Raw genomic sequence first — 10,361 nt, 5'->3', positions numbered from 1 at the left:
CCTTCTTGATGGTTTGCTTATGAGGCGTTTGTGTTGAGGGCTTTGAGACGGTTCTGTTGAGGACTTTGAGCTGTGGCACTGACGATCTGTAAGGAAGCTATGTTGGGGCGCTTCAGGCGGGGACGATAGAATTCTCAACGCAAAGAGACAAAGAGAAGATCTCTAAAAGAGGGGGGAAAAGTGATCAATTAACATCATAAAAAATACGCAAAAATGCATCCGCTATTTGAACTTGGAGCTGTTGTATGAGGGCTTTGAGAATGAAGAAATGTGGATGTTAATCACCGGAGATTTGCCGGTTTTTTTGTCAATAGTTTAAAGAGGATAAAATGGCTGTAACTTATATCGGAATTAATGATCCAATGGCCGTGCGCACATGGTCTAAACTTCTCAATCAGGAAGTTTCAAAAGCAATCCCTATTGCGCCGTTGATCGGCACAGATTCAAACAGTATTGTGCAATTAAAAGATGAAACAAATAAAGAAAGTGGTGATGCCATTAGCTTTAATTTGCGTGTGCAGCTGCTCGGGGATGGGGTGAGTGAAGGGCAAATCCTTGAAGGCAATGAAGAATCTCTCCAATTTCTGCACGATCGCTTGATTATTAATGAGCTTGTTCATGCTGTGCGTGTTAAAAATGAAGGGACGATCGATCAGCAACGAATTTTGCACGATTTGCGGACTGAAGCAAAAAATGGTTTGGTCGATTGGTATGCGGATCGTTTGAGTATGATGTTTTTCATTCAAGTCTGCGGATATACGGCAAGAGATCTTAACTTTGAAGGACGCTCTATTACGCTCAAACCTCTTCATTACGGATTTAACATACCAACTGCACCAACTGATAAACGCATTGTGCGCCCTAATGGAAAGACAAAAGATGAAGACTTGAAAGTAAATGATGTCTTCGATCTTAAACTCATCGATAAAGCCGTGGAACGGGCTAAACTGGCCAATCCTAAAATTAGACCTGTTCGTATTGAGGGTGAAAATGTCTATGTGCTTTATCTGCATCCAACCCAGGTGACACAATTGCGTACCAATACAGACGCTGGACAGTGGCTCGACATTACGAAAGCAATCTATAGTGGAAGCCGTATCAAAAATCCTCTCTATGATGGTTCGCTTGGTATGTATAATGGTGTTGTCTTGCGCGAAGCAGAACATATTACTGAAGGTGTTTCCTCAGGTGAGACTAGACCTGTCTCAAATGTGCGACGTGCTGTTCTTTTGGGTGCACAAAGTGCTGTCATTGCTTTTGGAAAAGACCGAGGGGCAACACGCTATAAATTGGTGGAAGAACTCTTCGATTATGAACGTGAATTCGGTGTCGCGGCTAAAACAATTATCGGGATGAAAAAAACCTGCTACAATTTGCCAAGAAGCAAACAAGGCGCTCAGGATTTTGGAACAATCGTGATACCAACTTATGGAGTACCCGCTTAAAGATTGCTCGTAAAGTGCTTGCCTTCAAACGTTTCTTCTCGGGCGTTTGTTGCTTGCTTTTGGGGTGCTCGTGCGTTTTCTGGGGCAATTTAAGCACTCCTAGGGGCTGTATTTAAGCACTGTTTGAAAAACTTTCTAATGCTTCTCCCCAAGAGAACTGCCCTTTTTGTTAAGATTCTGTTGGGGGGAAGAAATATTAAAATGCATCGTAAAGGATTGTAATTGCTCATGACCTCTTCTGCTCTTGATCCAGATGACCAGGATCTCACTTTTAACTATTCTGAAAATTTTGCCTATATGGTGGCACTCATTCAAGACGAAATTGATGATACGACATCTGAATATTCCACTCAAATTGAGGATTCCATTTTTACTGCTTTGCGTTTGTGTGAACGCGAACCCTTTTTCTTTCATGAGAAAAAAGCAGTCACTTTTAAAACACAAAGTGGAAAAACATGGTATGGGCAAGAAGAAGGCGTTTTTCTTGCAGCAGAAAAACCTTTGAAATCCGTTATTTTAGGAAAAAAACCGACAACACAAAAACAATTGTTTTTTAAACCTGTTGAAGATTTGCAAAAACAATATGGATTAGAACCTCCACAAGGAACCCCATTTTTTTATACTTGCTGTGATCAAAAAATAGGTCTCTTTCCAGCGCCACAAAAGGTCGAAACTGTACGTTTTTTTGAGGGACCTCTCTGTTTGAGGGACAAAAAGATGATGGAGGAGGATGATAATCCTTGGTTGCTTCATGCATTTGATCTTATTAAAGCACGGGCAAAATACGAGCTCTATAAAAATATTCTCAAGGATCCGGAATGTGCTGCTGTTTCTTTTAGAGATTATCAAGAACAGCTCCAACTTTTACGATTTGAAACATCGCGTCGCAAAGGTGCTTCAAATATTCTTCCAATGAGATTTTAAATTTTGTCAAGTGCTGGCTGGTGGCTGGTGGCTGATGCTGGCGGGCTGGTGCCGGTGGTTCGTGTTGGTGATTGGTTGCTGGCGCTGGTGGCTGGTGCTGGTTAGAGTCGGTGGCTAGTGCCGGTGTTGGTGGTATTTTACGTGTGATAGATGCTCTAACCTTTAGAGTTCAAGTGGTCCGCTTTATCGTTTTATCCGCTTTTAGAGTTAAACAAATACGCCTTGTCGATTTGAAACACCATGTCGAAAAGGTTCTTCAAATATTCAATGGGGTTTTCAATGGCTTTTTTTCCTGTCGCTGATTATCGGCCCGATGTGGCTGATATTAACAGCATTTTTACCGATGAGCTTATCAATGTGTTGCCAGCGGATGGTTCCTATATCCCTATGCCAAGTTTTGAAACTCTCTCAGAGCCTTGTCCTGATCCCATTTTAAGCGCTTTGGCTGTGAGAACAAAAAATGGTGTATCTATTATTGCGGGAACAAGACAAAAAATCTACCTCCTCGACAATACAACAATGCAGTGGAAAAATATTAGTCGAAAAGGAGGTGATTATCTTGCGAATGTTGATTCTCCTTGGTCTTTTGCTTTGTTTGGGGATTATGTGATTGCTGTCAATGCAAATGATAAACCACAAGTTATTGATCTTAATCATGACAAACAATTTAGAAATTTACGCGGAAACCCACCCCAAGCTGGTATCGTGCGGGTGTGGGGTGATTTCGTTTGTTTGATGAAATTAACAGAACATCCAAGACGCGTTCATTGGTCGGGATTAAACGATGCTGAATGGTGGACTGTCGGGAAAAAAAGCTGCGATTATCAAGATTTTCCCGATGGAGGATTTGTACAAGGGGCGACAGAGACAACAAACCCTATCATCTTTATGCGTTCTGCAATCTATGCAGGATCTTTCATTCCAGGCTCTAAGATTATCTTCAGTTTCCAAAAAATACACGATAAACGTGGTGCAAAAAATTCAGAATCTATCGTTTGTCGCGGTGATCTTGCCTTCTTTGCTGATGAGGGAGGATTTTATCAGATGACCAGTGAAGGACAGATTATCCCTATTGGCTTTGAAAAAGTTGATCGAACCATGACAGCAAAATTAAGCAAGAATAGTGCTTATACACTTTCAGCAGCGATTGATGGCGTGTATAATCGCGTGTATTGGATGATCGATAATGATGATAGTACCCAAAAAAGTATCTTGCTGATTTATGATTGGGGATTACAAAAATGGACAAAAGCAGCCGTAAACATCAAAATGATTTTGCCCATTTTCTTAGCTGGAACCACCTTAGAGGGACTTGATCAGATCACAAAAAGTATTGATGATTTATCCTTTTCTTTCGACAGTAGAGTTTGGAAAAATGAATCGCCTATTCTTGGCGCTGTTGATCATCAAGGAAGATTGGGCGCCTTTTCTGGCCCCCCTATGGCTTGTGTGGTGACTTCACAAGAAATGGGGCAGACAAATGGTATGGTTACACGGGTAAAAAATATTATGCCTCAAATTAATGGTGGGGTGTTTTATTTGTCTATAGGAATGCGCTTTCGGCAATCCTTTGATGAAAAAACGGTTTGGCTCCCCGAAAAAAAACCTTCTCATAATACTGGGCAGATCCATTCCCGCGCAAGGGCGCGATTTTATCGCTTTAAACTGCGTATTCCAGAAGGGGTGAATTGGACCCATGTGACTGGGTTTGATGTGGAGTTAAAGCCTGCTGGTATAAGGTGAGTGAGGCAAGTTGCCGTAAAGTGCCTCTTGGCATAAAGGACCCAAAATGCAGCTTTTTAAAATGTTGATCAAGTGTTTGAGGTGCTAAGCGCTCAAAATGAAGAAAGCAGACAAAAAGACCATAAAAATTTGCGACAAGTGAGCGTAAAAGAGCTTGGTAGAAGTGGGCGCAAGAAAGCTTGGGTGGGTATAAAAGCCGCGACGATATTGGGATTTTTATAAACCGGTGCCAGATTTCTTATCAAAATCTGCGTGGCTTTTTATAAAAGAAAAAGCTGCAATATCACAGAAATTAAGAAATTGACATGTTTCATATTCCCTTTTTCATAACCTCTTTTTTGTAACCTTTGGGCTCTTTTGAAAGAAAAAGATGAGAACTTGAAAGAGAAAGATGAAAAGCAAAATCATGAGACCAAAACAAGATCATCAAAATCTTTATTCTGCGCATCTTACACAGCGGTGGGCATGGGAAAAAATAGCGTCTTATCAACACGATATTAATGCCGCAATGTACAAATATGCCAAGCGCTTTCCTGATGATGTTTGCTTGAAAACAATCGCTGAAGAAATCGCAACCGGCAAAGCACAATTATGGTTGGGTTTAAAAGATAAAACCCAATTTTGTGTTTTTGCAATCACCAAAATCGAAAAAACCCACAGGGGGAAAAAACGCGTCGTTCTTTCAGATCTCGCTGGAGAGGGAGGACTGAAATTGGTCAAAATGATCGAAACGGTTGAACAATGGGCGCGAACAATCAATGCTGAAGAAATAAACATGTTTGGAAGAGCTGGATGGGCAAAAATGCTCGATCATCACGGATATTCTCGAAATCTTATTTATTATAGAAAGGTTCTCAAACCATGAGTAGAAAAAAAACACCGCAAGTGCAAACAACAACACAAACAAATGCACCACCTGCTTGGGCTGCAGAAACCCTTAAAAAAGCCAATGCTCAAGCTCTCAACCTCTATAATAAAGGCATTGGTGGAAATGTTTATCAAGGAGAACGGGTCGCTGGTTTGGGAAATATGACAAAAAATGCCCTCACCGGTTTAGAAAAAGCTGCTGAGCAGTATAATAACCCTGCATTGACACAGTGGTTTAATGCGCCGACACAAAGTGCTGCAAACCTTGCGTCTATGGCGCAGGGAAACTGGATTGGAAACAATAGTAAGTTTAATGCCGCATTGCAAAATGCCTTAAGGAAAACGTCTGATGCGATTAATCAATCTATGTCAGGGGCAGGGCGCTACGGATCGGGTGCGCATACCGGTGTGCTTGCTGATGAACTTGGAACATTGGCAACAAGTGCTGCAGCTCAGCAATATAATCAAGATATCAATAATATGATGAACGCTAATCAGATGATTGATCGTTCAATGTATGATCAATTGAATGCCGCAAACAACTACTTTCAAGGACAAAGTAACGCGCAAAGCAATGCTTTGAAAGGTGGTATACTCCAAGATCTTAATCGTCAAAATGTTTTAGATGCCAAACGCCAAAAATGGACGGAAGAAGACAATAAAGAATGGAATCAATTGGAACGCTTGTTACAAGTGGGCGTAAATGCTGCTGGAAATTACGGAACAACATCAGGAAAATCTACAACAATACCTTCTGTTACAAAAGATCCTCTTCGCGATGCGCAGAACATTCTTGGATTGATGGGCGGAATTTTGGGGCTTTGTGATGTGAGAGCAAAGGAAAATATTACCCCTATAGGGGAAAAAAATGGCTATCCGCTTTATGATTTCAATTATAAAGGCGATACACAACGTTATCGCGGTGTTCTTGCGCAAGATGTCTTGCGCTTAAATCCCGATGCTGTTTACGTTCATGCAAAAACAAAATTATTGCATGTCGATTACGGCAAAATTGGCTTTCAAATGCAGAAAATAACAGCACCGAAAAATAAACTTTCTGCTTTCTTTTCTGCACTCTTTGCCCGTCTTTCTTTTTGGAAAGAAGGATATCTTCTCTAAGAACAATAGATGAGGGGATCTCATTCAGGGGGAAAATATTTGTGCGGGTGAGAGGATAAACTGGGTAGAAAAATCCGCTAAGCTTAGTCAACATGCGTGCTCACGTAATGAAGGTGTGCATCAAAAAATATTATGCTGGGAAGATTTTGAAATTTTGGGAAGATTGATGAAAATGTGATGAAGATCTCATTTCCTTTCGATCAAGGAACAAACAGAACTTCTCTTTCGTTGACAATTCCGTTGATCATAAAATTTCTTCTTGAAGTTGATATGCCTCTTGAAGTTGAGAGAGGCGCGGGTGCTAGCCTGTTTCAAAGCGCAAGCTTACCAAGAGGGGAAAAACAAATATGATCTTCAATCAATGACACACGCACCCCGTCTATAAAACAATTTTAGATAAGGTCGCTTCTTTGAAGGGGAAAAGAAATTCAAATGGGTTGTCTTGATAAACGGGATTCTCTGGGTGACTTTGTTGCTTAGCATGCAGGTTGCACTTGCGGATATTGAGGATTCTGAACATATTTGTGTGGTTCTTTATGCCATGGAAAAATGGGTTAGCCCCGTTTAGTTGGCTTTTAACTAATCCTCTCATCACACGGCTTGAAATTTCCGTCATTCTTCCATTGTCTGAAAGGTTTTTAGCGGGGGTTATCGGTATTTTTTCAGAGAAAAAGTTCTCATGGGGGGGCTAATGGATTGGTTTCCAATGGGGTGTTTTCCAGTGAGTTGGTTACTAATGGGTTGGTTGTTTATGTGAAGCCTATTTCAAAACGTCACAGACCTTTTTGCTATTCTTGGTGAAATAGGAGGAAAGGAGAGGGCAACAGTCCATGTTTTTGATTTTTTTAGAATGTTTTGCCCAGGTTCTATGATGGATTTGGGTTCGATAGGGGGGAGAATGGGAAAAGAGATCAACTAATGAGGACTTTTTAGAAGTTACCAAGAAGATTCTTCTTGCGTTCTAGTTTTAAACAATGGTGGTCGCAGTCAAACCTATGCGTATGAAGAGAAAACAGAGAATGCAGGTGAGCGAGCCTCATGAGATGTTTTTCCTGAAAATGTAATTCCATCAAAGAACATGACAAACAAAATAAGACGTTGCATAATATCCATTCTTGGAAAGAGAGTGTTCGAAAGGCTTTTTATAAGTTATAAAGTTGGATTCAAGGGGGACAATGATCAAAGAGAGATTGATTTTATCCTCTAAAGAAAAACTGATACAATATTAACCATTTTCCTTCTCTATCACGGATAGAAAAGCACTGTGTATTACATTATTCTAAAGAATTGATAAAAAAGTATTGGACTTTAACTGAATGCAACGACTCTTTTATAATGTATTTTTATCTTTATATTTTGCTTTTAACAAGCACTTTTGCTTTGGCGCATCCTTTTATATCTGTTGATGTTGAAACAGGGCGTATCCTAGAACATAATCAGGCTTTTGAGCGTTGGTACCCAACCTCCTTAACAAAATTAATGCAGCAGTTGATTCTGCTTTATGATGGGAATGGAATTTGTGATTTTGTGAAGAGGCAACAACGGGTCAGTTGTGCAGGGGGTATGAGCATAAGATGTCTTTGAAAAAGCAGCAGGTAGTAACATTCTGTCAGTTTTGCGGTTATTTAGGGAGTTAAAATGTGAGAATGAAGACTTTGGAGGACATGATTGTAAAATTATGTTACCAGAGATTGAAAAAAGATGCTATGAAAAAAAGCGTGTGTAAAAACATTTCAATGTGCCTTTGATGATATTGGTGGGTGGTTACATTTATTGCAAGACACGACACTATTGGTTGTTTTAAATGGGTGATAGATACAAAATTATGTCATAATCTTCCCAACATTTCAAAATACACTCAGTCTGATATTCTTTGAGGCGTTGCCTCTCATGCCTGCTTCTTTTAAAGAAATGTAGATAAATAACGTCCTCTCTTCGGTTTTTATTGATGACAGATTTATTATGAGAAACTCTTCCCTGTGAAAGGTTCCGCGTCTTTATCAATTGCGTGTTGAAATAGAAGAAACAAAATTTCTGCTTGTTGGCCAATTTTCTTAAAAAGAGCATATTGTTTTTCAAAAAAATTGCGCGTGAACAATAAGAGTTGAGGGGTATGGTGCGGAGGACCGTCTCTGCTTTGTTCTCGTCCTTCTTGTGAAACGATATTGGGGACGGGATTTATAGCGATGATTTAGGTTGGGGTTTTGAGTGGGGTTTTGTCTGGGATATTGGGTGAGCGGGAAAAGACAAAATCTTAAAAAAATTCTTGCTATAGCTTTTTATCAGAATATTTCTTTTAAGAGTTTTTCAAGTTGTTTGTTGGCGTGAAGTTTGGTGGGTGCAACAATTCATTCGGTAAAGATGTCTTGAAATTTGCACATATGGTGATTGTGTATCAAAAAGAGGAACGACAATGGCATATTTTCCATTTTCTATTGCAGATATTGATAATCCTGAACATATCCGTGTGGTTCTTTATGCCAGTGGAAGAATGGGGCACGCCCCTTTAAATGCGCTTTTGAATCCAGTATATCAGGAGATGAAGGATTTTAATAAAAAACAAAGCAAAAATATTGCGCTGCTTTCACAGCGTATAGAGGCTTTAGAACAACAGTTGAAAACCGTTCTCAAAAATCTTGAGAATCTCAAGTGAAAAGAGTTGTAAAAAGTATGAAATAGCCGATGAAGAGGCAAAAGTTAAGCAATGGTCGCTTTGGTCGTTTATGTTTTTTATAAAAATAGATGAAACTACAATTTTCCCGTGTTGTGTATGTGGAACGTTGCTTATACGGATGTGTCTGAAACATAGAGGGATTTTCTCTTTTTACTCTGCTCTGATTGTTATGATATTTTATGCAAAAACACCTGAAGGGAGTTCCCCTTCTTCTTTTGCTTTAAAGAAAATTCTTTGTTAACCAGATGTCTGTGAGAAGGCGTGTTTATGGCTGATGTTGTTGTGAAAATGAAGAAGTGGTGGAATGTTGAAACGCTCATATAGAGCAATTTTGCATTTTCATGGTCTGTGAGAAGAGTATCATTTTCGGTCATTTCTAAAATCCTTTCAGAACACAAATCATAACCACTTATTAACCATATTTTGCAGGATTAAACAGTAACTTTATTTATAAAAAACAGTGTTTTATCATGTGTTTTTAAAATTGAATCTTGATGATTTTTAATGGCACAATATGAGAAAAGAGAGAGAAAGTTATCCACAGGTTATGAGGTATTCCACCCCATATCTTAAGTTTGATCCGTGACATAAGCCGCCCATTTTCCCATCAAAACACGGCGCTGTTCTAGATAGTCTGTACGACGATAGGCACGTTCTACTTTATCCCCCACCGTATGTGCTAGAATGGTTTCAGCAACCTCATAGGGAGCATCAGTTGTTTCAGCGAGCCAATTGCGTAAACTAGAGCGAAAACCATGCGGGCATGCCTCAAGACCAGTTTTTTTCATGTATTTTGACATGCAATTTTCTGCAAGAGGACCATGACCGGAGGCAGAAAAAAGGAACTCATTGCGCGTGAGAGGGCGTGCTTGTTCACTCACTTTGAGTGCTTCTGATGATAAGGGCACGCGAAACTCTGTTATCGCATCACGCTTTCCTTTCATATGTTCGAGCCAAGAATAGTCTATAATATTAATAGTCCATATATTCCCTTCAATCTGATCTTCAAGAATATGACGAAAAGGATTGTCTGAACATCTGTAAGAATAAGCAAACGCAAAGCCAATTGTGGGAGGGTTGTTGTTTGGCAAAGTGTTTGATAAAAAGTCGGCACATCTTGCCAATCCATTGCAGGCACATTAATAGTTTTATGGCGTTGTTTCCCTAAAAGAGTGCGTGCTTTGGCTGTGACTTGTAAATCAACCTCTAATCCCAATGCAGCTGCGTGTTTGAAACAAGAATTAAGACGAACGAGTGCATGCATTGCTATTACAGCTTTTGTATGCCATATGGGGGCAAGTATATTGCGTATCTCTGTTTGTGTAATTCCTGAAATGGGAAGACAGCCTCATTTGGGGAGTACATGACGTTGTAAAGATGAAAACCAATCTCCAGACTTATCATCATCCTTTAATTCAGCTTTACAGCTTTCAAAAGCATCCACAGCAATGTCTTTGAGAGAATGAAGAGTGCGCATTGCTTCATGCTTTTGTTTCTCACGCTCTTTAATGGGATCACGACCTTTACGCAAAACAGAATGCCACGCACGTTACATGTTCATTGGCTGTTCCTGCTTTTGTATGCCATAA

At 39.9% G+C, this 10,361-nt stretch carries 7 protein-coding genes and 2 pseudogenes; 8 read left to right on the top strand and 1 reads right to left on the bottom strand.

Annotated elements, in window-relative coordinates:
* Positions 1 to 329: 329 nt before the first annotated feature.
* The 8 genes and pseudogenes from BN67_RS02960 (at position 330) to BN67_RS11415 (ending at position 8,751) form a co-directional block, all read left to right on the top strand.
* Positions 330 to 1,445 (top strand): N4-gp56 family major capsid protein, encoded by a 1,116-nt coding sequence (locus tag BN67_RS02960; protein WP_019222658.1) that lies wholly within the window; start codon positions 330 to 332, stop codon positions 1,443 to 1,445.
* A 228-nt stretch (positions 1,446 to 1,673) separates the two neighbouring features.
* Positions 1,674 to 2,369 carry a hypothetical protein gene (locus tag BN67_RS02955; protein WP_019222657.1) on the top strand — a complete coding sequence of 232 codons (696 nt, stop codon included), beginning with the start codon at positions 1,674 to 1,676 and terminating at the stop codon, positions 2,367 to 2,369.
* A gap of 71 nt (positions 2,370 to 2,440) precedes the next feature.
* Entirely contained in the window at positions 2,441 to 2,671 is a 231-nt protein-coding gene (locus BN67_RS14030; protein WP_156791613.1) for a hypothetical protein, read from the top strand.
* Positions 2,649 to 4,112 (top strand): hypothetical protein, encoded by a 1,464-nt coding sequence (locus BN67_RS02945; protein WP_019222655.1) that lies wholly within the window; start codon positions 2,649 to 2,651, stop codon positions 4,110 to 4,112. Before BN67_RS14030 ends, BN67_RS02945 begins: the two co-directional genes overlap by 23 nt.
* Before the next feature lie 406 nt (positions 4,113 to 4,518).
* The gene (locus tag BN67_RS02930) at positions 4,519 to 4,977 is read left to right on the top strand and encodes a hypothetical protein (RefSeq protein WP_019222652.1); all 459 of its coding nucleotides are present in this window, start codon (positions 4,519 to 4,521) and stop codon (positions 4,975 to 4,977) included.
* On the top strand, positions 4,974 to 6,098 hold the full coding sequence (locus tag BN67_RS02925) for a tail fiber domain-containing protein (protein WP_019222651.1): 1,125 nt from the start codon (positions 4,974 to 4,976) through the stop codon (positions 6,096 to 6,098). The genes BN67_RS02930 and BN67_RS02925 overlap by 4 nt, the downstream gene beginning before the upstream one ends.
* A 1,316-nt stretch (positions 6,099 to 7,414) precedes the next feature.
* A pseudogene (locus tag BN67_RS02905) lies at positions 7,415 to 7,595 on the top strand (D-alanyl-D-alanine carboxypeptidase); the annotation flags it as partial.
* 916 nt (positions 7,596 to 8,511) lie between these two features.
* Positions 8,512 to 8,751, top strand: coding sequence for a DUF5320 domain-containing protein (locus BN67_RS11415; RefSeq protein WP_019222646.1), 240 nt, complete (start codon positions 8,512 to 8,514; stop codon positions 8,749 to 8,751).
* 590 nt (positions 8,752 to 9,341) lie between these two features.
* Here BN67_RS11415 and BN67_RS14020 read toward each other — a convergent pair.
* A pseudogene (locus BN67_RS14020) lies at positions 9,342 to 10,315 on the bottom strand (tyrosine-type recombinase/integrase); the annotation flags it as partial.
* Between the last annotated feature and the right edge of the window lie 46 nt (positions 10,316 to 10,361).

Source organism: Bartonella rattaustraliani AUST/NH4 (assembly GCF_000312565.1).
GTDB lineage: Bacteria > Pseudomonadota > Alphaproteobacteria > Rhizobiales > Rhizobiaceae > Bartonella > Bartonella rattaustraliani.
This window is presented reverse-complemented; position numbering and strand designations above follow the sequence as displayed.

Coding starts and splice junctions, on each gene's coding strand:
- BN67_RS11415 (WP_019222646.1), top strand. CDS start 8,512: ATGGCATATTTTCCATTTTCTATTGCAGATATTGATAATCCTGAACAT.
- BN67_RS02930 (WP_019222652.1), top strand. CDS start 4,519: ATGAGACCAAAACAAGATCATCAAAATCTTTATTCTGCGCATCTTACA.
- BN67_RS02945 (WP_019222655.1), top strand. CDS start 2,649: ATGGCTTTTTTTCCTGTCGCTGATTATCGGCCCGATGTGGCTGATATT.
- BN67_RS02955 (WP_019222657.1), top strand. CDS start 1,674: ATGACCTCTTCTGCTCTTGATCCAGATGACCAGGATCTCACTTTTAAC.
- BN67_RS02960 (WP_019222658.1), top strand. CDS start 330: ATGGCTGTAACTTATATCGGAATTAATGATCCAATGGCCGTGCGCACA.
- BN67_RS02925 (WP_019222651.1), top strand. CDS start 4,974: ATGAGTAGAAAAAAAACACCGCAAGTGCAAACAACAACACAAACAAAT.